We start from the raw sequence: 23,458 nt of genomic DNA, 5'->3' as shown, positions 1-23,458 counted from the left end.
CTGCGCGCGCCGATCGCCGGGCAGAGCCCCCCACCCCGGAGGGGACGGGCACCGGCCTCGATCGATCGCGACGGAGGTCGTCTCAGGGGCCGAAGATGCGAGCCGTCAGTTTCGATTTCGCCAGGTCGCGAAGGCACACGTAGAAGATCGGGGTGAAGATCAGTCCGAAGACGGTGACGCAGACCATGCCGAAGAACACGGTCGTTCCGATGGCGTGGCGCAGTTCAGCTCCGGCGCCCTTGGCGATCATCAGGGGGACGACGCCGAGGATGAAGGCGAGGGACGTCATCAGGATCGGTCGCAATCTCAGGCGGCCGGCTTCGACGACGGCGTCGACGATCGATCGCCCCTGGTTCTCCAGGTCGCGGGCGAACTCGACGATGAGGATGGCGTTCTTGGCGGCGAGACCCACGAGGACGACGAGGACGACCTGGGTCAGGATGTTCTGGGTCAGGATGTTGTTGTCCTGTCCCATCCACAGGACGCCGCTGATGGCCGACAGCAAGCACATCGGCACGATGAGGACGACGGCGAACGGCAACGTCCAGCTTTCGTACTGCGACGCGAGGACGAGGTAGACGAAGACGACGCTCAACAGGAAGGTGACGATGCCGTCGCCGGCGAGGCGTTGCTGATAGGACAGCTCCGTCCACTCGATCGCGAACCCTTCCGGCAACGTTCGGGCGGCGATCTCGTCGACGAGGGTGAGCGCCGCATCGGAACTGACCGCCGGGACGGCCGAGCCGATGATCTCGGCGGTCAGGAACAGATTGTACCGCGGCACGCGATCCGGCGCACTCTGCGTGCTGAACGACGCGACCGAGTCGAGCGGCACCATGGCGCCGGTGTCGCTTCTGGCCTTGAGACGGCCGATCTGTTCGACGTCGAGGCGGCCCAGTCCCTCGGCCTGGGCGATCACCTGATACGTCCGCCCGGACAGATTGAAGTCGTTGACGTAGGCGCTGCCGAGATAGGCCTCGAGGGTCGAATGAACGTTCTGAACCGGCATGTTCAGCATTTCGGCCTTGGTGCGATCGACGTCGACGAAGAATTGCGGCGCGTTGGTCGAGAACGGCGTGAACGCGAGTAGGATGCGGGGATCCGCCTTCAGCGCCGCCAGCAGGTCGTCGGTCGCGCGCGCCAGCGCGACGGGGCCGTTGTTGTTCAGGTCCTGAACTCGGAGCGAGAAGCCGCCCGAGGCTCCGATCCCCCGGATGGTCGGTGGGGCGACGACGGTGATCTGCGCGCCGGTGATGTCGGCGACGCGTCTGTTCACTTCGGCACGGATCGACGCCGCGGACTTAGCCGGACCGGTGCGCTTCTCGAACGCCTCGAACTGGACGAACACCACGCCGGCGCTGCTGCTCTGGGTGCCCGTCACCACGCTGCGGCCGGGGAACATGTGGGCATATTCCACGCCCGGAATGGCGCGCACCCGCGATCCGACCTCCCGTGTGACGGCGTCGGTCCGTTCCAGCGACGATCCGACCGGCAATTGCACGAGCGTGATCACGAAGCCCTGGTCGGCGGCGGGGACGAAGCCGCGCGGGACCACGACGAACACCCATGCGGCCGCGGCGACGAGGCCCGCGTACACGACCTGCATGCCGATCCGCAGACGGATCACCCCTCGGATGAGCCGCGCGTAACCCCGCGACAGGGCGTCGAAGAAGCGATTGAAACCGTCGATGCCGGGCCGGAGCAGTCTCGCGAAGACAGTGGCCTTGCCGCCGGTGTGGGGGTGATGCGGCTTGAGAAGGAGGCCGGCCAGGGCCGGACTGAGCGAGAGCGAGTTGAACGCCGAGATCAGCGTCGCGACCGAGATCACGACGGCGAACTGCCGGAAGAATTCGCCCGAGATGCCGACGATGAACATCGTCGGCACGAAGACCGAGGTCAGCACGAGCGCGATGGAGATGAGGGCTCCCCCGACCTCGTCCATGGTCTTTCGGGCGGCGTCCTTCGGCGACAGGCCTTCGACGATCTAGCGCTCGACGTTCTCGACCACGACGATGGCGTCGTCGACGACGATGCCGACGGCCAGAACCAGGGCGAACAGGGTCAGCGTGTTGATGGTGTAGCCGAGCATCGCCATGGCGGCGAACGTGCCGACGAGCGACACCGGGATCGCGAGCAGCGGAATGACGGTGGCGCGCACGTTCTGCAGGAAGACGATGACCACGAGGACGACGAGGGCGATGGCTTCGTAGATCGTCACTTCGAGCGCCTTGATCGACGTGCGTACGAAGAACTCGGTCGGATTGTAGGTCATCCGGAATTCGACGCCCGAGGGCCGATCGCGCTCCAGCGCCGCCACCGTGGCCTGGATCGTTTCGGAGCCCTGGAGCGCGTTCGTGCCCGGGCGCTGGAAGACGAGCAGGGCGACGGCGGCCGAGTCGTTGATGTAGGCGTTGGTGCCGTAGTTCCGTGCGCCGAGTTCGGCGCGGCCGACATCCCTCAGCCGGACGACGCGGCCGCCGTCGGTGTTGCGGATGATGAGATTCTCGAATTCCTCCACCTTCCGGAACCGGCCCTGCACGGTGATCGAGGGCTGGAACGCCCGGCCGGAGGGCGCGGGAGGCTGCGCGAGCACGCCGCCGGCGACCTGGACGTTCTGCGCGCGGAGCGCGTCCACGACCTCCATTGCGGACATGCCCATCTCCGAGACCTTGTTCGGATCGAGCCATATCCGCATGGCGTATTCGCGCGCGCCCACCGGCTGAACGCTGCCGACGGTGGGCAGCCGGCTCAGCACCGGCACGACGCGTTGAAGCGCATAGTTCGACAGATAGAGCCGATCCCGGCTCCGATCGGGCGAAACGAGTTGCACGACGAGCAGGAAGTCGGGGGCGTTCTTCGCCACGGTCACGCCGATGCGGCGGACGACCTCCGGGAGGCGTGGCTGGGCGAGGGCCACCCGGTTCTGCACCAGGACCTGCGCCTTATCGAGATCGGCGCCGACGCGGAACGTCACGGTGAGGCTGAAGCTGCCGTCCTGCGTCGACTGCGACTGCATGCGAGCGACGCTTGCGGATGAAGGGGGTCGCGGCCTTGTGGGCCTCGATCGGCTGGACCCCGACCTCGGGGAAGAATCTCGGCATCCGTCCTTTCACGAACGGCGAGGATCCGTTCCTTCACGGTCTGGCCGCCGAATTCTTTCGTCAATATTCGGCGGACGCGCTGGAGCCGGTCTATTGCGAGGACATGGCGCACGCGATGGGCCGTTACATCGGCAAACGCTACGGCACGGCCGCCGAGACACGCTCGATCCCCCTCTCGGCCTGGCAGCTCAGACGGATCGAGGAGTACGTCGAGGCGCACATGACCGACGGCATCCGCGTCCAGGATCTTGCGGATGTCGCGGCCGTATCGACCGGGCATCTCCACCGGGCTTTTCGCGCGGCGACCGGGCTGACGCCCTCCGCCTTCATCAGCGAGCGACGCATTCGCCGCGCGATCGCGATTCTGCAGAACGAGCCCGTGACGATCGCGCAAGCCGCCCTCCGGGTCGGGATCAGGAGTCCGAGCCGGCTCGCCGGCCAGATGCGACGCCTCACGGGCTACAACCCCTCGGGCTCGTACCGCGGTCGAGATCGCCAATGATACGGCCCTCGACAGGACCGCCGATGGACCACGTCTTCGTCAACGTCATCCTGGCGGGCGGGGGCGACGGCGTGTGCGGACGCCGCCGGGCTTCGAGCTCACCCGGGCAGGTGGATCGTCCACGGCGCGTCGAACCCGTGCTCTTCGAGGTTCACGCCCGGACCGCCGCGGTCGATCACCACGAAATCCTGGGGGGCGCCGAACGGGGTGAGCACCCCGTGCCAGGTGCCGGGGGCGTAGCTCACGCCCTGGCCCGGCGCCGTGACGAAGGCCCGGGGCCGGCCCGGGCGGCCGTCCTCGTCCGGGCAGACCACCACGAGGAACGGGCTGGCGTTCAGGGGCACGAAGGCCTGCCCCCCCAGGGGATGGCGCTCGACGAGGCTCACGGCGAGGGGCATCGGGTAGGGCTCGGCCTCGACGAGGCCGACGACGACGCGGGCGCCCTCCCCCGCGACGGGAATCTCCGCCAGGTCGTGGAAGCGGCGCGCCTTGCCGGCGTTCATGGGCCGCGCCGCCGCCTGGCTTCGGTCGATGACCGAGCCGAAGGGCGCGAAGGCCTCGGCCGTGAGGGCCTCGGCGACGACGTGGCGTTCGCTCACCGGGCGCCCCGGAGCGTCAGGCCGGCATGGCGGTTCACGTCCTTGTAGAGCAGGTAGCGGAACGGCCCGGGGCCGCCCGCGTAGCAGGCCTGCGGACAGAAGGCGCGCAGCCACATGAAGTCGCCGGCCTCGACCTCGACCCAGTCGCGGTTGAGCCGGTAGACCGCCTTGCCCTCCAGCACGAACAGGCCGTGCTCCATGACGTGGGTCTCCTCGAACGGGATCGAGGCGCCGGGGCGCATGGCGACGATGTTGACGTGCATGTCGTGGCGCATGTCGTCCCCGGCGACGAACCGGGTGGTTGCCCAGGCCCCGTCCGTGCCCGGCATGGCGACGGGATCCTCCCGGCTCTCGTGGGTGACGAAGGAGTCGGGGGCGTCGAGGCCCGGCACCCGCTCGTAGGCCTTGCGGATCCAGTGGAAGCGCGCGGCGGTGGCCTCCCCGTTGCGCAGGGACCAGGCGGCGCCGGGCGCGAGGTAGACGTAGGAGCCGGGCCGCAGGCCGTGGTTCTGCCCCTCCAGGACGAGGCTCGGGCGCCCCTCCACCACGAACAGGACACCCTCGGCCTGCGCGTCGGGCTCGGGCCGGTCGCTGCCGCCGCCCGGCGCCACCTCCATGAGGTATTGCGCGAAGGTCTCGGAGAAGCCCGAGAGCGGGCGCGACAGCATCCAGGCCCGCGCGCCCTCCCAGAACGGCAGCACGGAGGTCACGATGTCGCTCATCACCCCCCGGGGAATCACGGCGTAGGCCTCGGTGAACACCGCCCGCCCGGTCATCAGCGCGGTCTGGGGCGGAAGGCCGCCGCAGGGCGGGTTGTAGGCGGATGCGCTCATGGCGTGTCTCCGATGTGTCGCGGGCGTATGGCGTCAGGCGGCCCGAGGGGCCGCCCGGGGGGCCGCGATGGGGGCATCGAGGGCCGTCTTCGTGTCGACGGCGACATCGCCGTCCAGCACCCGGTGGGCCTGCGCCCGGTCGATATCGCCCTCCCAGGCGGCGATGACCACGGTGGCCACGCAGTTGCCGATGAGGTTGCCGAGCGCCCGGGCGATGCCGACGAACCAGTCGATGGAGAGCACCAAGACGAGGCCGATCACCGGGATGTCGGGCACCGCCGAGAGGGTCGCGGCCAGCACCACGATGGCCGAGCCCGGAATCCCGTGGGCGCCCTTCGACGTCAGCAGCGCGATGCCGAGGATGAGGAGCAAATGGCCGAAGGACAGGTCGGTGTTGGTCGCCTGGGCGATGAACACCGTGGCCAGGGTCAGGTAGAGCGAGAAGGCGTCGAGGTTGAACGAGTAGCCCGTCGGGATCACGAGACCCACGGTGGAATCCTTGATGCCGAGGCGTTCGAGCTTGCGCATCACCTGCGGCAGCACGCTGTCGGAGGAGGCGGTGCCGGCCACCACCATGAGCTCCTCGCGCAGGTAGGCGAGGAGCTTGAGGATGCTGAAGCCCGCCGCCTTCAGGATGGCGCCGAGCACCACGAACACGAAGAACGCGACGCCCGCGTAGAACAAAGCCACCAGCATCCCGAGCTGCTTCAGGGAGCCGACGCCGTACTTGCCCACCGTGAAGGCGACGGCGCCCAGCACGCCCAGCGGCGCGAGGCGCACGATGAAGCCGATCACCTTGAACAGCACGTTGGTGATGCGCTCGATGCTGTCGGCCAGCGGCTTGCCCTGGTCGCCCAGGAGCGCGAGGCCGGAGCCGAACAGGATGGCGATGATCAGCACCTGCAGGATGTCGCCCTTGGCGAAGGCGTCGAACACCGTGGTGGGGATGATCTTCATCAGGAAGTCGACGGTGCCAGTGACCTGGCCGACCCGGTCGGTGTAGCCGGCCAGGGCCTTGGCATCGAGGCTGGCCGGATCGACGTTCATGCCGCGCCCGGGCTCGAACGCGTAGGCCAGCACGATGCCGAGCACGAGGGCCAGGGTGGTGACGGCCTCGAAGTAGATCAGGGACTTGAGCCCGACCCGGCCGACCTTGCGCAGATCCCCGGCGCCCACGATGCCGTGCACCACGACGCCGAAGACCAGGGGCGCGATCGCCATCTTGATGAGCTTGATGAAGGCGTCGCCGAGCGGCTTCAGCTGCACCGCGAAGGTCGGCCAGACCATGCCGAGCACGACGCCCAGCACGAGGGCGGCCACGACTTGCCCGAACAGGGACGCGAAGAAGCGTCTCATGCGAACCTCCCACTGGTTATGAAGGCCACGATCCTGCCCGAACGCCCGGCCCTGGTGCGTCGGCAGTCCCGTCGGGATCAGCAAATGCCGCGCCACGCTTCCTGCGCGGTGCGACGAGCCGAGCTCGTGGGACCGGCTCGCACGATCCGTCAGGCATATTGAGACGTCAAATATTTCCTGGGTCTCGATCGATACGAAATTCGTATGAACAGGCGGGCCCGATGTCGGAGCGGCATCGGATCGCGCCCTGCCTTGGCGATGTCCCCCGCTCCACGGCTCCTCAACGCGTGGCGAACTTGATGCTGATCGCCGCCTTGGCGACGAGGCCCGGGTTCGGCAGGGCGTTGAGATACTGGGTGTAGCGCTTGTCGAAAGCGTTCTGGAGGATGAAGTCCGCCTTGATCCGGTCGTTGACGCGGTAGGAGGCGAAGAGGTCCACCAACGCGTAGGCCTTGGTCGCCAGGATGGTGGCGCCGGGCGGCACGTCGGTGCGGGCGTCGACGAGGTTGAGGCGGGTTCCGACCGTAAGGCGGTCGTCGAGGAAGCGCAGACCCAGGGTGGTGCTGATCCGGTCCGGCGGCACGGTGATCAGGCTCTGGCGCGTGGCCCGGTCGCGGCCTTGCGTGTGGGTGGCGGCCAGCGAGACGAAGCCGCCGCCCCAATCGTAGGCCCCCTCCAGCTCGACGCCCGACAGCTCGGCCCGGGCGATGTTGAGGTACTGGAACGACTGGACCGGGATCACGCACGGGAAGCGCCCGGGAATGCGGGCGCAGATCGAGGCCGGGATGCCGGGGATCGCCGGCACGAAGAAGGTCGGCCCCACGGCCTGGATGTTGATGAAGTCGTCGATCTCGTTCTGGAAGACGTTGAGCTTGGCGCGGAACACGTCCCCGGGAACGAGAACCTCGTTGACCTTGAGATTGATGCCGCCCTCCACGGTGCGGGCCACCTCGGGGCGCAGGGTCGGGTTCGGCAGGATCGTGAAGGCCGGGAACGGGTGGATGCCCTGCACCAGGGTCTCGGTGATGGAGGGCGCGCGGTAGCCCTCGGCGTAGGTGCCGTAGAGTTCGATGCCGGCGAAGGGCGACACGCCCACGGTGATCTTCGGCGAGAGCCGGTCGCCGCTCGACCGGAAGGCCCCACCCGAGAGATCGTAGGTGTCGTAGCGCAGCGCCCCGATGACACGGAGCCAGCCGGCGTAGCGGATCTCGTCCTGCACGAAGGCGCCGGCCAGCGAGCGCTGCCCGGACGGCGTGAAGGCGCCGCCGAAGCCGCCGGCATTGTCGGTGGTGCGGACATCGTTGCGGACGACATCGCCGCCGACGGTGAGCGCGTGGCCCAGCGCCCCCGTGTCGAAGCGGGCGGTGTTGTGGCTGTCGAAGCCCGTGGTCCCGATGTCGTAGGTGAGCCGGTCGCCCGCCCGGGTGCCGAGGCGGCCGTAGAGGCCGCTCGCCGTGTCCTGCAGGAACGTCAGGTCGTTGTGCGTGGTGGTGGAATAGCCCTTGATGCTGAAATCCACGAGCGGCACGTCCGGCCGACTGAACCGGTAGCCCAGGGTGTAGGTGTCGGCCTGCACCGCGTTGGCGAAGCCCGCGCCCGCGTTGCTGGTGCCTGCATTGGCGAAGTCGAAGCGCTGCACGAGGGCCGTGCCACTGAGTTCGTGCCCGTCGGCGGGCCTGACGTTGATCTTGGCGAGGCCCGAGGTGAGCTCGTTGCCGGTGTCGCGCACCAGGGTCCCGAGGCCGTCGCGGTAGGGGCCGTTGTTGCGGAACACGAACTGCCCGAACACGTCCGCCGCCGTGCCGATGCGGGCGCCGAGCGCCGTGGAGTTGAGCAAGCGCTGGCCGTTGGTGCCGAAGCCCTGCTTCTGCACGGCGCCCGCCACCTCGTCGGGGGCCAGGATGTCGTCGATGGAGCGGGTGCGGAAGGCCGCCACACCGCCGATGGCGCCCGAGCCGTAGATGGTGGCCGTGGGGCCGCGGGTGATGTCGACGCCACCGACGAGTTCGGGGTCGAGGTAGAACACCCCGTTGGCGCTGTGGCCCGAGGTCTGGAAGTCCTGGCGCGCCCCGTCGACGAGGACGTTGACGCGTCCGAAATCCTGAAGGCCGCGGATGTTGATGGCTTGCGCCGGATCGTTCTGGTTTTCCTGGGTGGTCACGCCCGGCACGTCGCGCAGCACGTCCGAGAGGCGGCTCGGCTGGAGGCGCTCGATTTGCTCGCGGGTGACCACGCTCGTGCCCGAGAGCGCGTCGACGGCGCTGCCCGGGGTCTTGGTCGAGGTCACCGAGATGGTGTCGAGGCTGACATCGGCGTCGGGCGCGGCCGGGCGCACCGGCGACGCGGTCCGGGGCTGCGTCTGGGCCTGCGCGACCGACAGGGTGAGGAGGGAGCAGCCGAGCGCCAGCCAGGCGCGGTGGGACGATCGGGACATGGACGCATCCGCCAGAGAGCACAGTCGAGACGAGTGGCTGGCTGGCGATGGGGCTGGCTGGCTGATCCGCAGGTGCCGCGCGCGAGGGTGCGGGGTCAACGGCCTCGGCGGAGGTCCAGATTGTCGGAAATCCAATCTAGCGTCGCGCTGACCTGAAGCAGTTCCAGACTTGGCAAGACGAGACGCGAGGACGTTGCTAGCCCGCAACAGTCCGGCGCGGCAACAGGAAGGGCTGGTCGCCCTCCGGCACCCGGCCGACGGGCCAGGACACGCCGAACACCCGCGCGATGAGGTCGTCCCGCATCACCGCGGCCGGGGGCCCGTGGGCGACGCGGCGGCCGTCCTCCAGCACCAGCATCGCGTCGGCATAGGCGGCGGCGAGGTTCAGGTCGTGCAGGATCGCGATCACGGCGGTGCCCCGCCGGGCGAGGTCGCGGGCGGCGTCGAGGAGCGCGCCCTGGTGGCGCAGATCCAGGCTGGCCGTCGGTTCGTCGAGGAGCAGCACCTGCGCGGGCGCGAGGGTGCGCCCGGCGGCGAGCTGGCACAGCACCCGGGCGAACTGCACCCTGGCCTGCTCGCCACCCGAGAGGGTCGGGTAGGCGCGGGGCCCGAGATGCGTGGCGTCGGCGCGCGCCAGGGCCTCGGCCAGGATCGCGGCGCGGTCGCGCGGCCCGAGACCCCGGCCGATGCCGTCGAGGCCGATCCGGGCCACCTCCGCGGCGGTGAAGGGAAAGGCGAGGTGCGCGGCCTGCGGCAGCACGGCGCGTAAGCCAGCGAGCCGCCAGGGCGGAATCGCCGCCACGGCCTCGCCCGCATACGCGACGGTGCCGTGGGTGGGTTTGAGCTCCCCGCTCAGGAGCTTCAGGAAGGTGGACATGCCGGCCCCGTTCGGGCCGACGATCACCTGGAGGGTCCCGGGCGTGGCGTCGAGGGAGACACCGTCGATGAGGCGGCGACCGCCCGTGACGTAGGCGAGGTCGCGGGCGGCCAGAAGCGCAGGCTCATCCCTGGAGGCGACGTCAGGCAACGCCATGTCGCCGCCCCAGCAGCAGCCACAGGAAGACCGGCGCGCCGACGAAGGCGGTGACGATGCCGATGGGCAGTTCGGCCGGGGCGACGACGAGGCGGGCGGCCACATCCGCCAGGACGAGGAAGGCGCCCCCCAGGAGTGCGCTGGCCGGCAGCAGGCGCCGGTGGTCCGGGCCGACAACGAGGCGCAGGGCGTGCGGCACCACGAGGCCGACGAAGCCGATCACCCCGCTCGCCGCGACCCCGGCCCCCACCGCCACGGCGACGAGGAGGATGGCGAGGTGCTTCAGGCGCTCGACCGGCACGCCGAGGTGGAACGCCTCCGCCTCGCCCAGCACCAAGGCGTTGAGGCCGCGCCCCAGGAACGGCACAAGGACGAGGACCGGCAGCACGGCGGGCGCCGTGGCCCAGACCTTGGTCCAGGTCGCCCCGCCGAGGCTGCCCAGGGACCAGAAGGTGAGGTCGCGCAATTGCCGGTCGTCGCTGGCGTAGACGAGGAGGCCCGTCAGCGCCCCGCTGAGGGCGCCCAGCGCGATGCCGGCGAGCAGCAGGGTGGCCACCGAGGTGCGGCCCGCCCGCGTGGCGATCCGGTAGAGCCCGAGGGTGGCGCCGAGGCCCCCGAGGAAGGCCGCGACGGGCAGGGCCGCGTAGGGCAGCGGCCCCGGCAGCCCCGCCTCGGCGAGGAGGCGGTCGCCGAGAACGATGACGGCGGCGGCGGCGAGGCCCGAGCCCGCCGAGACGCCGACGAGGGCCGGATCGGCCAGGGGATTGCGGAACAGGCCCTGCATCAGGGCGCCCGAGACGGCGAGGCCGGCGCCGACCATCAGGCCCAGCAGGGTGCGGGGCAGGCGGATGTTGAGCACCACCAGGCCATCCCGCCCCGCCTCCGCCGCGCCGGACGTCAGGATCTCGAGAACCCGGGCCGGCGCCATCCGCACCGCCCCGAGCCCCAGCGAGAGCAGGATCGCCACGAGCACGAGAACGCCGAGGCCGGCGAACACGAGAGCACCGGGCCGATTCGGCACGGCGGACTCAGTCACGCGGCAGGTCGGGATAGATCGCCCGCATGAGGTCTGCGGCAGCCTCCGGAGTCCTCGGGCCGAAGCCGAGCAGCGCGAGGCCGTCCATGGTCACGAGGGCGCGGCGGGCGGCGGCCGGCGTCTGGGCCAGCGCCGTGCCGCTCGCGAACACCCCCTCGGGCGTCGGCGTGCGCCCTCCGGTCACCATCATGATCACGGCGTCCGGGGCGGCCCCGACGATGGCCTCGTCGGTGATGGGCTTGAAGCCCTCGATGCCCTCGGCGGCATTGACGAGGCCGGCGAGGGCCAGGATGCCGCCCGCCGTGCTGCCGCGCCCGCCGACCATGACGCGCCCGCCGGTCTGCGACAGCACCACGAGGGCCCGGGCCGGCCGGGTCACCCGGGCGCGCTGCCCGGCGAGGGTCGCGAAGCGGGCGGCGACCGCCCGGCTCAAGGTCTCGGCCGGCGCCTCGAGCCCGGCGAGGCGGCCGACCGTGGCGATCTTGTCGAGGACGCCCTCGGCGGTCGACGGCTCGTGGATCGTCTCCACAGGCACGCCGGCCTCCCGCAGCAGGGCCAGCACCGCCGGCGGCCCGGCACCCTCGGCGGCGAGCACGAGATCGGGTCCGACGGAAAGCAGGCCTTCCGCCGAGAGGGCGCGGAGATAGCCGGCATTCGGCCGTTCGCGCAGGACCTCGGCCGGGTAGACGCTGGTGGTGTCGACGATGGCGATGCGCGGCCCGGCACCGAGGCGCCACAGGATCTCCGTCACGGCGCCGCCGAGGGAAGCGATGCGGGTGGCCGGCGTCGCAGCCATGGCGGGCCGGCCCGCCAGGGCGCAGCCGAAGGCGCCCGCGAGCACCGCGCGGCGGGACGGGGGGATGAGGTGCGGCCCGGTCATTTGGTGAGGATCAGCTTGTCGTTGGCGGTCACCCGCAGGCGGTAGAGGGAGCCGGCGTGGAGAATGACGATCTCGCGCCGGCCCTGCAGGAGGGCCGCCGACGGGATGCCGCCCTCCGGCAGGGACGGCTGTCCGGGCTGCACCCCCGTCCGGCCCGAAGCGCCGGGGTCGCCACGGCCGGCGTCGCTCACGTCGGACATACTGTCATCATTCCAAGTTCGAACCTATTTTTCAATCGATCTAAAGAGCTTTCATAGTCACGCCACCATAAAACCTTTCCGCGCCCATGACGACAAGCAACGAAGACTTTTTCGAACAGTATGGCGGCAGATCGGCGTCGGGAATGCCCTGCGGTCCCACCGGGACGCCTCGAGCGGCGCGGCCCGAGCGAGGGGATCCGGCGCGCCCCTGCCAGGTCCGACGAAATCACGGTCCGGACGCGCAGAGAAGAATTGCGCACAATCTAGAATCACTCCATGGTGACGCGTGCGCCGAGCCCGAACGGAAGGGCCGCGTCCAGAATCCCGTCGCGGAAAGGCATTTCATGTCACGATCGTATTCCCATCTCGGTGTCGTCGTACTGGCCGGTGGCCTGCTCACCGGCGGCGGCGTCACCGGGGCGGCGCAGGCCCAGGACGCCGATCCGGGCGCGATCGTGAACGCCCTGGTCACGGCGGGCGGCAACCAGCCGAAGGTGCGCGCGAGCGGCGCCAAGGGCGTCTGCGTGAAGGGCAGCTTCACGCCGTCCGCCGAGGCGCCCGGCCTGTCGAAGGCCCCGCACTTCACCAAGACCGTGCCGGTCACGGCCCGCTTCTCCATGGGCGGCAGCAACGCGAAGATCTCAGACAAGGCCAAGCCCGTCACCCGCGGCTTCGCCATGCGGATGACCGACCCGTCGGGCGACATGGTCTTCGTCGTGATCTCCGCGCCGGTGTTCTCGACGAAGACCCCGCAGCAGCTCCTCGATTTCGCCACCGTGCGGGCGCCGGGCCCGGACGGGAAGCCGGATGCCGAGAAGATCAAGGCGTTCGCCGCCGCCAACCCCGAGACGACGCGCCAGGGCGCGTGGCTCAACGCGCGTCCGGTGCCGGCGAGCTTCGCCGGCGTCGATTACTGGGGCGTGCACGCCTACACCCTGACGAACGCCAAGGGCGCGGCCACGGTGGCGAAGCTGAAATGGGTCGCGAGCGCCGGCCAGCTCGGCCTCACGGACGACGAGCTGAAGGCCAAGCCCGATAGCTTCTACGCCGACGAGTTGAAGGAGCGTCTGGCGAAGGGTCCGGCCAGCTTCGACCTCGTGGCACTGCTCGGCGAGCCGAACGATCCGGTGAACGACCCCACCGTCGCGTGGCCGGAGGAGAACCGCAAGGCGGTCAAGCTCGGCACCGTCGCCATCGCGGCGATCGAGCCCGACGCCACCTGCGACGCGGCCACCTTCGATCCCGTGGTCGACCTGCCCGAGGGCGTCGCCGGACCGGCCACCGATCCGATGTTCGCGGTCCGCTCGCCCGCCTACGCCGTGTCCCTGTCGCGCCGGGCGAACTGACCCGGGTCGCATGGGCTCGGCCGGTCCACGACGGCATCCCGCTGTCGTGGACCGCGCGAAACTTCGCTACGGTCGGTGCGCTTTCGGGGCTCCGGCGAGCCTCCGTTCGGGGGCCGGCGCGCCCCCTCGACGACACCGGCTCGCGGGGCGACGCACATGACCAGCATTCCGGCCCCCGGCGGGGCGCTCGCGGGGCTTCGGGTCCTCGACCTGTCGCGCATCCTGGCCGGTCCCTTTGCCGGTCAGGTCCTGGGCGACCTCGGGGCCGAGGTGGTCAAGGTCGAGCGGCCGGGCGAGGGCGACGACACCCGCCGCTGGGGGCCGCCCTACCTGCGCGACGCGGAGGGCCGCGAGACCGATGTCGCCGCCTATTACCTCTGCGCCAACCGCAACAAGAAATCCGTGGCCGTCGACATCGCCACGCCGGAGGGCCAGGACCTGATCCGGGCGCTGGCGTCGCACGCCGACGTGCTCATCGAGAACTTCAAGGTCGGGGGCCTGGCGCAGTACGGCCTCGACCACGCCGCCCTCAGGGCCCTGAACCCGCGCCTCGTCGTCTGCTCCATCACGGGCTTCGGCCAGACCGGCCCGTATGCGGCGCGGGCCGGCTACGATTTCCTGATCCAGGCCATGGGCGGGCTCATGAGCATCACGGGCGCACCGGGGGACGCGGAGGGCGCCGGACCGCAGAAGGCCGGCGTCGCCATCACCGACATCGTGACGGGCCTCTACGCCACCATCGGCATCCTGGCGGCGCTCGCCGCCCGCGCCCGCACGGGCACGGGCCAGCACATCGACCTCGCCCTCCTCGACACCCAGGTGGCGAGCCTCGCCAACCAGGCGATGAACTACCTCACCACCGGGGTGGCGCCGGGGCGACTCGGCAACGCGCATCCCAACATCGTGCCCTATCAGGACTTCCCGACGCAGGACGGCGCCATGATCCTGGCGGTGGGCAACGACGGGCAGTTCGCGCGGGCCTGCGCGGTGCTGGGCTTTCCCGAATGGGGCACGGACCCGCGCTTTTCCACCAACCGGGCGCGGGTGGAACACCGCACCCTGCTGGTGCCCCTCATGGGGGCCGCGACCCGGCAGCGGAGCACCGCCGCATGGGTGGCGGCCCTGGAGCGCGTCGGCGTGCCGTGCGGGCCGGTGAACACCCTGGCGGACGTGTTCGCCGATCCCCAGGTGATCGCCCGCGGCCTGCGCGTCGATCTCCCCCATCCCCGGGCCGGCACCGTGGCGCTGGTGGCGAACCCCCTCAACCTCTCGGGCACGCCCGTCACCTATGCGAGTCCGCCCCCGGCCCTGGGGGAACACACCGGGGCGGTGCTGGCCGACTGGCTCGGCCTCGACGCCCCGGCCGTGGCGGCCCTGCGCGCGGCCGGGGCCATCGGCTGAGGGTGCCGGCACCGCGCCGGGACCCACGCGGCGTCCGGGGGATCGGATCGGTCGCGGGTCGCGGCGGCCACCGCCTCAGGCCGCGCGGGTGGCCGGCTCGGTCCTGGCCACCAATCCGCGCTTGCGCGCAACGGTCTCGGCCCGCCAGTTGCGCAGCAGGCGCCGCCGGACCCCCTGCCAGCGGATGGCCGGCACCGGCGAGACCGGATCGATGAGGGCGCTGAGGGCGCGGGCGTAGTCCAGCACGAGTCCGGGGGTCCACGTCATCGCGCCGGCGCCGTTGCGCATGAGGGCGGCCGCCCAGAACTCCGGGCTCAGCACCGCCCGGGCCAGCCGGCGCCAGGGGGTGCCGTCGCGGGCGAAGCTGCCCTCGACGGCGGCGTCGAGGGCGTTGGCGACCCCCGTCGAGCAGTTCCGGCCGACGAGATTGTAGGTGGCGTCCCGGCGATACCCGTCCCAGAACGCGCGCAGGCGGGCCCCGTCGACCCCCTGGAGGGTGACCGTCACGGTCGCCTCGCACCAATCGTCCGCCTCCGCGCGGTAGCTCGGCAGGAAGCGGCCCGGCACGTCGTTCTCGGGGCCGGCGCGCAGGATCGCCCGCAGGTTGTCGGGCGAGCGGTCGATCTCCACGGCGGGATAGTGGCTGAGATAGAGGGGGCTTTCCCCGGGCGCGCCCGCGAGTTCCAGGGCGGCGTGGCCGGTGGAGACGTGCCCGACCCCGTTCACCGAGACGACGTAGCGGTGGACGAGGCGTTGCCGGGCCGGGATCGTCGCCGTTCCGGTCGGCGTCCAGACATGGACCGTGAGCGTGTCGGAGCCCGCCCCCGACGCGGCGGCCCCGAGGGTGTCCGGCGGACGGCGCAGGCGCAGGCCGAGGACGGTGACCTTGATCCCGGACAGCACCAGGAAGGCGCCGATGCTGAAGCCGACGGTGCCGGCGTACCAGGTCGGGTAGGGCTGCAGGGTCAGGAGTCCGAGGACCGCGCCGAGGCCCCCGTACGCCACCGACCAGCGCCAGCCGGGAAAGCGCAGGACGTGCGCGAGGACGATCCGCGACAGGCCGTCGAACAGGAAGGCGGTGCCGAACAGCATCGCGAGGAGGAAGGTGCTCGAGGCCGAGGCCAGCATCGTCAGCACCGCCACCACGAGGAGCATGCCGGCCTTGAGCAGGCGCAGGCGGCGCGCGGCCCCGGTGGCGACGAGGCCGCGCACGAGGGAAGTCACCGCCTCGACCACGAGGAGCAGGCCGAACCAGCGATCGGGGACGTGGGTGGCGCCGTCGAGGGCATCGATCACCAGGGCGCCGCCGAGCCCGGTCCACACCAGCCCGACGCCGGCGACGAACCCCCAGCGCCGGTGGACCGCCTCGCGTCCGACCAGCAGCAGCCAGAGCGGGAGGGCCCGCGGCGTCCAGGCCCCGGACCGGCCCGCCGGAACACCCGCGGCGGCGGGGGCCCCCGCGGCGAGGCCCAGGAGGCCCTGCTCCTTTGGGCTGAGGGGCGGCGGGCTGAGGGGGGCCGGGCCGGGCGCGGCCTCGCTCCGGCGGCTCGGATTCGACGGGTGGGTCACGCGAACACTCCCCCGGGCGCGCCGGCCACCGGACGTGACGGACGAAGGACACGCCGCCGCGACGCAGCAAAGAAACACCGCCGCGACGGATCCCTCGGCGAAGGGGTCGCGGCCGCCGGTGTCCCGCGCCGACGGAATGATGTCCTGCCGGGATCTTGTCCGGGCAAGCGGGAGTGTTGTCCACCCTGTCCCATCTCCGCCGGTGTCGGCGTGGGCGCGCCGATCTGGCGCGCGCGGGTTGGGGACGCGCAGGTTCGGGACGCGCAGGTTCGGAACACGACGGTCAACGCGGCACCGGCGGGCCGCCGCTCCCGGGGAGCGGCGCCGGGGCGAGGCCGCCGATCTGGCCGGCCTGGTGCGCGAGCATCACCTGCATGGCCCGCGCGAGCGCCCCGGGCCCGATGGCCAGGGGTCCGTCGAACGGACGTTCGTGCAGGGCGATCACGCACAGGGTGACGACCATCGCCGCCGAGAACAGGAACAGCGTCAGGACCTGCGCGCGGTGCTTGTCGCCGTGCACCATCCCGATGGACACCAGGGTGAGGGCGGCGAGGAAGAGCAGGGTCAGCCACTTCGAATCGTCCTCCTTGGAGGCGCTCAGGGCCAGGCGCTCGCCGCGCGCGTCGCGCAGGGTCATGGCCACGGTCATCAGGGCCGTGTGGGCGACGGTTCCCGCCTCCCTCGTGAGAGCGGGATCGGCGAGGATCCGCATGAGGCCGCTCAAGGCCGCGCCGGCGGATTCCGAACTCTGGCCGCCATTCGCCATCTTCGCCCACTCGTCGTCGATGACCCGCTCGGTGTAGGTGAGCAGCGCCTGGCGGATGCCGGCCATGTTCGAGGCTGTCTCGATGCTGAGGTCGAAGGCCGCGATGAGGTTCGCGCGCTCCTTCTCCACCACGTGGGCGCCCTGCTTCTGGCGCTCCCAGGCGTCGTTGGCGACGAAGCCGGTGAGCAGGGCGAGCAGGATGCTGATCGAGCTGAAGAAGGCCGGCACGACCCCGTCGACGACGCGCAGGAACGTCGGCCGGGTGAACGGCAGGGCGGTGATCGCGATCATGATCCCCGAGACGATCACGAAGAACAGGATGATCAGGCCCACCATCAGCCACATCGGCTGATCGAGCCAGAGCCCCAAGAGCATGTTCGTCTCCCAACCGGCCGCGCGACGCGTCACCGGATCGACCCTTAGGGCAAAGACGCCAACGGCTGGTGAATCCCCGAGGCCCCGCCGGACGCGGCGGGGTCGCGCCGAACACGGTGGGTTTGCGCCGGCGCTTCGGCCCGCTCAGGTCACCGCCCGGCCGGACAGGCCACCCGGCCCGCGCAGCAGCAGCAGGCCGCTGAGCGCCAGGGCGACGGTGATCGCGCCGAACATGGCGTGGGCCCCGAAGGCCGCCAGGATCGGCAGCAGGACGATGGGCGCCAGGGCGGCCGAGACCCGCCCCGCGGCCCAGGCACAGGCGAGGGCCGTGGCCCGCACGGGCGTCGGCAGGAGTTCCGTCGCGTAGATCGCCAGGATGCCGCCGTAGATCGACGCGGCGGTGTTGAACGCGATGCCGGCCCCCACCAGGACCGGGAAGGTGCTCGCCCCGGCGAAGACCGTGCCGAAGGCCGCCATGGCGGCCGCCAGGGCGACGAGGCAGGCGCGCCGCTCCAGGCGGTCGACGACGAGGGCCGTGAGGGTGGTGCCGAGGGGCGGCCCCAGGAGCGACAGGGCACCGAAGACGAGGGATTCGTGGATCCGGAACCCCTTCTGCAGCATCACCACCGTACTGAGCAGGGGAAACCCCAGGGTCGCCCAGGGGGCGATGGCGTAGAGGGCCAGGAACCGGCCGGTCCTGCGCCGGTGGCCGGGGTCGGCCAGGAGCGCGGCGAACCCCGCCCGCACGGGGGGCGCCGGTGCCGGTCCGGTCCCGTCCGCCACGGGCGGCGGCGTGATCCGGGCCGCGCGCTCGAAGCGCCGGCAGGCGTGGTCGGCCTCCGCCCTGCGGCCGACCAGGGCGAGCCAGCGCGGCGATTCCGGCATCAGCCCGAACAGCCCGGCCCCGAGGAGCGCCAGGACCGCGCCGAGGCCGAGCGCCCACCGCCAGGGCTCGACGCCGAGGGGAGGCTCCGGCGCCAGGGCGTAGACCAGCCCGAGGACGGCGGCACCGCCGAGGGAACCGAGGCCGGTGCAGACCAGCAGCATCGCCCCGCGCCGGCGCGGCGGCATCACGTCGGTGAGGTAGGTGGCGGCGAGGGGCGGGAAGCCGCCGATGGCGAAGCCCGACAGGGCGCGCGCCAGGGTGAGCGACGCGGGGCCGGGGCTGAGGGCGGCGGCGAGCGATCCCACGGCCATCAGCGCGAGCGAGGCCTGGAGGGCGCGCCGACGCCCGATCCGGTCGCCGAGCAGGCCGAACACGGGCGCGCCCACCGCCCCGCCGGCGAAGACGGAAGCCAGGAGCAGGGCGAGGCCGCCGCGCGGCATGTCGTGGGGCGGCGCGCTGAAGATCGCCGCGAGCGCGTTGCTCAGGGCGACTTCGGCGATGTCCGTGAACAGGCCGAAGGTGCAGACGGCGAGGATCGCCCCGTGGAGCCGGGTGAGCGGCAGGCCGTCGAGGCGCTGGGCCACCGTGGCGACGGATTCGCCCGTGGGAACGCGCCGGCCCGCATCGGGCACGACGGTGTCGACGTGGGCTTGGCTCAACGGGCGGCTCCGGGGGGGGCTCCTGGGGGGCGCCGGTTCCGGCCCGTACGAGGGGCCCGAACCGGCGACGACGGCCTCAGGCCGCCGCGGTGGCGTCGCTGCCCGCGCGCTCGCGGGCCATCCGGCTCACGCTCACCGCGTCGACCTTGCCGGTGCCGAGCATCGGCACCTTGCCGACCACCACCTCGGCGGGGATCGCGATCTCCGTGGCGCCCCGGGACTTGGCGTAGGTGAGGTAGGCGGCGCGCGTGGCGTCCGCCTGCTCGGTGAACAGGATCAGGCGCTCGCCCTTGCGGGCATCCGGCACGGCGGCGACGGCGCTGGGCGTGTCGGGCCAGAGCTCGGCGGCGAGGGACTCGACGGCGGCGAGCGACACCATCTCGCCGCCGATCTTGGCGAAGCGCTTGGCCCGGCCCTTGATGGTGACGAAGCCCATGGCGTCGATGGCAACGATGTCGCCGGTGTCGTGCCAGCCGTCCACGGGGGCCTCCAGCACGCCGGGTTTCTCCGCCCGCAGGTAGCCGAGCATGATGTTCGGCCCCTTCACGTGGAGGCGTCCGCCCTCGTCGATGCCGGGGACCGGCTCCAGGCGATACTGGATGCCGGGCAGCAGGCGGCCGACGGAGCCGAAGAGGTTGAACATCGGCGTGTTGAGGGCCACCACCGGCCCGCATTCCGTGACGCCGTAGCCCTCCAGGATGCGCAGGCCGAATTTTTCGGAATAGGTCTTGCGGGTCGTCTGCTTCACCGGCTCGGCGCCGGCCACGATGTAGCGCAAGGAGCGCAGGTCGTACGAATGGGCCATCCGGGCGTAGCCCGTGAGGAAGGTGTCGGTGCCGAACAGGACCGTGGCGTTCGAGCCGTACACGAGTTCCGGCACGATCCGGTAATGCAGCGGCGAGGGGTAGAGGTAGACCGGGACCCCGGAGACGAGGGGCAGGATCAGGCCCGCCGTGAGGCCGAAGGCGTGGAACACCGGCAGCACGTTGAACACCTTGTCGGTCGGCCCGAAATCGATGCGGGCGGCCACCTGGGCGGTGTTGGCGAGCATGCAGCGATGGGCCAGCACCACGCCCTTAGGCGCGCCCTCCGAGCCCGACGTGAACAGGATCGCGGCCGGGTCGTCGCCGCGGCGGGCCACCAGGGGCTTGCGAGGGGCGAGGAAGCCCCGGATCTTGTCGCCCGTGGTCACGGTGGCGCGCACGTCCTCGAGGTAGACGAGCTTCACGGAGCCCTGGATCGCCTCGACGAGGGGGCCGAGGCGGCCCTTCTCGATGAAGGCGCGGGAGGTCAGGATCGTCTCGACTTGCGCCGCCCGGCACGCCGACAGCACGTTGGCGGGGCCGGCGGAGAAGTTGATCATCGCCGGCACCCGGCCGGCGCTGGCGAGCGCGAAGAACGTCACCGCCGCGCCGTTGGCGTTGGGCAGCATCAGCCCGATGGGCCTGCCCTCGGGGGCGAGCGGCATGAGCTTGCGGCCGAGGATGTTGGCGCCCATCACCAGGCGGGCGTAGCTGAGCTTGCCGGTGACCGGGTCTTCGAGGGCGTTGCGGCGCCAGCCGTGGTCGTTGCCGGCCTGGATGAGGGCGCTCATGACGTTGCGGTCGATGTCGGCGGTCTCGAACACGAGGTCCGACATCACGTCGTAGAGGGCGGCGCCCGCCGCCCGGCGGCGGTGCTTGCCCTTCAGGTCCGGGTCGATGGCGAGCTTGACCGGGGCCAGGATCGTCACGGTGACCTTCGGCCACCAGCGGCGCTTCACCTGATCCTTCGACAGGCGCGAGAACGCGGTCTTCTCCAGTCCCTCGATCTTCACCGGCACCACCATGGCGTCGGACTTGTCGGCGATGAGGCCGGCGCCGTCGTAGACCTTCATCAGGCTGCCCGTGACCGTGAGCCGGCCCTCGGGGAAGATGATCAGGGTCTCGCCGTCGCGCACGGCCTTGATCAGGGTGCGGGTGGCGAGCGGCCGGGTCGGGTCGAGGGGCATCGCCTTGGTCATGGCGAGGAACGGCTTCACCCACCAGCGCTGGGCGATGCCGTGATCGACGGCGAAGACCGGCTCCCGGTCGAGGAGTGAGAGGGCCAGCGGCGCATCGAGGAACGAGACGTGATTGAGGGCGATGATCGCGTTGGGGCCGGCCTTGTCGACGTTGTCGAGGCCGCGCACCTCCAGGCGGTAGAACGCCCGGAACACGATGGAGAGGAAGTCGCGGAACGGGCTCGTGGGCAGGACGAGGAGGATCACCACGCCGGCCACGAGGTTGAGCACGCCGATGAGGGTGAGGAGGGCGGCCATGGACCAGCCGGCCCCCTGCAGGGCGGCGAGGCCGAGCGCGCCCGCCACCATGAAGGCGGCGGTGAGCACGTTCACGGCGCCGATGACCCGGGCGCGCCGGTCCTTGTCGGTCCAGGCCTGCACGGCGGCGAAGGACGGCACGATGTAGAGGCCGCCCGCCACCGCGAGCCCGGCGAACGCGACCGTGATGCGCAGGCCCGTGCCCGTGGCGAGGAAGTCGCTTGCACCCAGGACAGCGCCCGAGATGGGAGGCAGATGGGCGACGGTCCAGGCCAGATCGAGGGCGAACACGCCCATGAGCAGGGCGCCGATGGGGGTCGGCAGCAGTACGATGCGCCCGCTCGCCAGCCACGAGGCGAGGCCGGAGCCCACCGCGATGCCCACCGAGAACACGGCGAGCAGCAGGGTCACCACGGTCTCGGAGCCGTTGAGGCTGGTCCGCACGAGCACCGGCAGCAGGGCCAGGATCACGGCGCCGACGAGCCAGAACCAGCTGACGATGACGGCGCCGCGCCACATCCGCGTGTCGCGCCAGAGGTCGCGCAGGAGGGCGGCGGTGGAGCGCGCCACGTTGGGATCGACCCGCAGGCCCGGCGCCGCCTCGCCCGTGGCGGGGATCGCCCGGGCCGAGAGCCAGCACAGGACCGCGAACACCATGATGAGGGCGCTGAACGCGAGGGCGTCGCCGCCCATGGCGGTGGCGAGGCCGGCCACGATGGTGCCGAGCAGGATGGCGAGGAAGGTCGCGGCCTCCACGAGCGCGTTGCCGGCGGTGAGCTCCTCGCGCTTCAGGTGGTCGGGCAGGATGCCGTACTTGATCGGGCCGAACAGGGCCGCGATGGTACCGAACAGGCCGAGCGCCACGAACAGCACCGGCACCGAATGCAGCCAGAACCCCGCGGCGGCGGCGGCGGCGCCGAAGATCTCGGCGAATTTCAGCCGCTTGGCGATGAGCGCCTTGTCGTAGCGGTCGGCCATCTCGCCGCCGAGCCCCGACAGGATGAAGAACGGCCCGATGAACACCGCGCCCGCCAGGGTGACGAGCATGCCCGAGCCCTCGCCGGTGCCGCCGACCTTGAACAGGATCAGGAACACGAGGGCGTTCTTGAGGAAATTGTCGTTGAAGGCCGAGAAGAACTGGCACCAGAACAGTGGCGCGAACCGGCGCGTGGTCATCAACGTACGGAACATGGGTGTCTCCTTGGCGGCACCATGACTGCCCGGCGGTCGGCGAAGCGTCAAATCCCGCCACGACCCGTGCTTATTGAACGTCGTTCAAAAAATCGGGGCGCGCAATCCGCTCCGTGACCGTCCGCGTCTCGCCCGTGCGCCGGCGCACGGGCGAGACGCGGACGTACGTCTTGAGGGGGAAGCCCTTACAAAACGCACCGATCCTTGCCGGCTCCCGCCCTGAACCCGACGGTTGAGCGGGCGTTCTGTGCCAGACTAACCTTTGTGGGTCCAACACAGACACGGGGAGCGCAGGGGCTTGGCCAAGACGGTACGACGCGGAACGGGGCCGCGCGGCGACCACAACCGGGAGGAGTTCCAGAGCCTCGTCACCAAGGCCGCCGAGGGGCTGGTGCGCCAGGAGGGGCTGCGCGGCCTCGGCATGCGCCGCCTCGCGGCAGTGATCGGCTACGCCCCGAACTCGATCTACAACGCGGTGGGCGATCTCGACACGGTGGTGATGCGGGTCAACGCCCGCACCCTGGAGCGCCTGCACGATGCCCTGGTGACGGCGATCTCGCCTGATGCGCCGCCGCGCGACAACGCGGTGGCCCTGGCGGATGCCTACCTGGCCTTCGTGCAGGCGGACCCGCAGGTGTGGAGTCTGGTGTTCGAGCACAGCCTGGCGCCGGACTCGGCGTTTCCCGACTGGTACGCCCAAGCCCTGGCGCGCACCACCGACCTCGTCGACCGGGTGCTGCAGCCGATGATCCCGGAGGAGGAAGAGCGCCGGCAGGCGGTGGCGACCCTGTGGGCCGGCCTGCACGGCCTCGCGTCCCTCTCGACCTCGCGCAAGCTCGCGGTGCTGACCCCCGAACCCCCGCGCGACCTCGCCCGGCTCCTCGTGCGCCGGTTCCTCGGATAGCGGCGATTGCTGGGATAGCGGCGATTCGGATACGATCGCCCTGCCCGCGTGGAGCGGGAGCGCCGTGATGGTCCACGCCGGCCGGGCG

Annotated in this window: 16 protein-coding genes and 1 pseudogene; 4 read left to right on the top strand and 13 right to left on the bottom strand. The window is 71.3% G+C overall.

Going from position 1 to position 23,458, the window contains the following annotated elements; genetic code table 11:
- Window positions 1-82: 82 nt before the first annotated feature.
- Window positions 83-3,016, bottom strand: a pseudogene (locus ASF22_RS25125) (efflux RND transporter permease subunit).
- Between the two features lie 17 nt (window positions 3,017-3,033).
- Between ASF22_RS25125 and ASF22_RS21735 the strand changes: the two are divergent.
- Entirely contained in the window at window positions 3,034-3,603 is a 570-nt protein-coding gene (locus ASF22_RS21735) for an AraC family transcriptional regulator (protein ID WP_056268209.1), read from the top strand.
- Window positions 3,604-3,701: 98 nt separating this feature from the next.
- On the opposite strand, the gene ASF22_RS21730 is transcribed toward ASF22_RS21735, so the two are convergent.
- From ASF22_RS21730 to ASF22_RS21695, 8 genes are all read right to left on the bottom strand, one after another.
- Window positions 3,702-4,202 (bottom strand): ureidoglycolate lyase, encoded by a 501-nt coding sequence (locus tag ASF22_RS21730; RefSeq protein ID WP_056268206.1) that lies wholly within the window; start codon window positions 4,200-4,202, stop codon window positions 3,702-3,704.
- The gene (locus tag ASF22_RS21725; RefSeq protein WP_056268202.1) at window positions 4,199-5,035 is read right to left on the bottom strand and encodes a bifunctional allantoicase/(S)-ureidoglycine aminohydrolase; all 837 of its coding nucleotides are present in this window, start codon (window positions 5,033-5,035) and stop codon (window positions 4,199-4,201) included. The genes ASF22_RS21730 and ASF22_RS21725 overlap by 4 nt, the downstream gene beginning before the upstream one ends.
- A 33-nt stretch (window positions 5,036-5,068) precedes the next feature.
- The gene (locus ASF22_RS21720) at window positions 5,069-6,391 is read right to left on the bottom strand and encodes a dicarboxylate/amino acid:cation symporter (protein WP_056176892.1); all 1,323 of its coding nucleotides are present in this window, start codon (window positions 6,389-6,391) and stop codon (window positions 5,069-5,071) included.
- Between the two features lie 280 nt (window positions 6,392-6,671).
- Window positions 6,672-8,825: a TonB-dependent hemoglobin/transferrin/lactoferrin family receptor gene (locus ASF22_RS21715; RefSeq protein ID WP_056268199.1), complete on the bottom strand. Its 2,154-nt coding sequence runs from the start codon at window positions 8,823-8,825 to the stop codon at window positions 6,672-6,674.
- Between the two features lie 196 nt (window positions 8,826-9,021).
- Window positions 9,022-9,858, bottom strand: coding sequence for a heme ABC transporter ATP-binding protein (locus ASF22_RS21710; RefSeq protein WP_056268195.1), 837 nt, complete (start codon window positions 9,856-9,858; stop codon window positions 9,022-9,024).
- Window positions 9,845-10,894: an iron ABC transporter permease gene (locus ASF22_RS21705; RefSeq protein WP_244474380.1), complete on the bottom strand. Its 1,050-nt coding sequence runs from the start codon at window positions 10,892-10,894 to the stop codon at window positions 9,845-9,847. Before ASF22_RS21705 ends, ASF22_RS21710 begins: the two co-directional genes overlap by 14 nt.
- Complete coding sequence (locus tag ASF22_RS21700; RefSeq protein ID WP_056268188.1) at window positions 10,887-11,774, bottom strand: ABC transporter substrate-binding protein; 888 nt, start codon at window positions 11,772-11,774, stop codon at window positions 10,887-10,889. Before ASF22_RS21700 ends, ASF22_RS21705 begins: the two co-directional genes overlap by 8 nt.
- Complete coding sequence (locus ASF22_RS21695; RefSeq protein WP_056268185.1) at window positions 11,771-11,974, bottom strand: hemin uptake protein HemP; 204 nt, start codon at window positions 11,972-11,974, stop codon at window positions 11,771-11,773. The genes ASF22_RS21700 and ASF22_RS21695 overlap by 4 nt, the downstream gene beginning before the upstream one ends.
- 344 nt (window positions 11,975-12,318) lie before the next feature.
- Between ASF22_RS21695 and ASF22_RS21690 the strand changes: the two genes are divergently transcribed.
- On the top strand, window positions 12,319-13,320 hold the full coding sequence (locus ASF22_RS21690) for a catalase family peroxidase (protein WP_082483920.1): 1,002 nt from the start codon (window positions 12,319-12,321) through the stop codon (window positions 13,318-13,320).
- A 156-nt stretch (window positions 13,321-13,476) separates the two neighbouring features.
- Window positions 13,477-14,721 carry a CaiB/BaiF CoA-transferase family protein gene (locus ASF22_RS21685; protein WP_056268182.1) on the top strand — a complete coding sequence of 415 codons (1,245 nt, stop codon included), beginning with the start codon at window positions 13,477-13,479 and terminating at the stop codon, window positions 14,719-14,721.
- Between the two features lie 75 nt (window positions 14,722-14,796).
- Here the strand turns inward: ASF22_RS21685 and ASF22_RS21680 are convergent, their stop codons facing one another.
- The 4 genes from ASF22_RS21680 to ASF22_RS21665 form a co-directional block, all read right to left on the bottom strand.
- Window positions 14,797-16,290 (bottom strand): DUF4105 domain-containing protein, encoded by a 1,494-nt coding sequence (locus tag ASF22_RS21680; protein ID WP_244474379.1) that lies wholly within the window; start codon window positions 16,288-16,290, stop codon window positions 14,797-14,799.
- 283 nt (window positions 16,291-16,573) lie between these two features.
- Window positions 16,574-17,431 carry a DUF4239 domain-containing protein gene (locus tag ASF22_RS21675; protein WP_082483938.1) on the bottom strand — a complete coding sequence of 286 codons (858 nt, stop codon included), beginning with the start codon at window positions 17,429-17,431 and terminating at the stop codon, window positions 16,574-16,576.
- 144 nt (window positions 17,432-17,575) lie between these two features.
- Entirely contained in the window at window positions 17,576-18,976 is a 1,401-nt protein-coding gene (locus ASF22_RS21670; protein ID WP_244474378.1) for an MFS transporter, read from the bottom strand.
- Between the two features lie 76 nt (window positions 18,977-19,052).
- Window positions 19,053-22,466 carry an acyl-[ACP]--phospholipid O-acyltransferase gene (locus tag ASF22_RS21665; protein WP_056268179.1) on the bottom strand — a complete coding sequence of 1,138 codons (3,414 nt, stop codon included), beginning with the start codon at window positions 22,464-22,466 and terminating at the stop codon, window positions 19,053-19,055.
- Between the two features lie 391 nt (window positions 22,467-22,857).
- On the opposite strand from ASF22_RS21665, the gene ASF22_RS21660 reads away from it, so the two are divergent.
- Entirely contained in the window at window positions 22,858-23,370 is a 513-nt protein-coding gene (locus ASF22_RS21660; protein ID WP_056268289.1) for a TetR-like C-terminal domain-containing protein, read from the top strand.
- Window positions 23,371-23,458 lie beyond the last annotated feature (88 nt).

This window comes from Methylobacterium sp. Leaf87 (assembly GCF_001422775.1).
Taxonomy (GTDB): Bacteria; Pseudomonadota; Alphaproteobacteria; order Rhizobiales; family Beijerinckiaceae; genus Methylobacterium.
This window is presented reverse-complemented; position numbering and strand designations above follow the sequence as displayed.